This window comes from Terrisporobacter mayombei, from assembly GCF_020748465.1.
Taxonomy (GTDB): Bacteria; Bacillota; Clostridia; order Peptostreptococcales; family Peptostreptococcaceae; genus Terrisporobacter; species Terrisporobacter mayombei.
The window spans coordinates 1-645 of record NZ_JAHZMP010000047.1; the positions used below are offsets into that span (position 1 = coordinate 1).

A 645-nucleotide genomic window follows, 5' to 3' on the forward strand; every position below is an offset into this window, starting at 1 on the left:
ACGTAATGCTTCGCTACTCATAGTAATAGTAAATAAACTAGCTAAAACTATTAAAAATACAATAGCTGTTCGCTTTGAATAAAAAATAATCTTATTTGTAAGACTACTTCTTTTCTGCTGCTTAATGAGCTTTTTCATCTTTCGCTCAAAACTTTTTGAAAAAATATGATTTAATTCATCATCTGAAGGAAGGTCATCAAGAATAATTTTTGTCGCGATTGGGATAATTTCTTGAAGCATATCATCCGTAATATCAAAATTATCTTTTTTATTACTCAATATTTCCATCCTCCATTTCTTCTAATATTTCTTTTGATTTTTTCTAGTACATTGAATATTCTTATATACATTTTCCTCTTTTAAAATTAAAAGTTATAAAAGAATAAGTTATATAAAAAATTATTATATTTTTTAATATAGCTTATTTGCAAATTTATAATTTTGTTAATTTAATCCTTCAAACTTAAAAATCATTTATGTTTACAGAATTTCATTTTAAGAGATATTTATTTTCATATAGATAAGAAAATTTAAGTTATCATATTTCTTTTTTGATACAAATTTACATCTTTATTACATGTATTTTAAATAAAAAATAAAACTATGAATACTAGAAATCTATTTTAATTAGTTTTCTAACATAAG

1 pseudogene is annotated in these 645 nt (G+C 21.1%); it reads right to left on the reverse strand.

The window, feature by feature from the left end:
- Positions 1-288 (reverse strand): annotated as a pseudogene (locus K0039_RS20195) (DUF4367 domain-containing protein); the annotation flags it as partial.
- Positions 289-645: the final 357 nt, after the last annotated feature.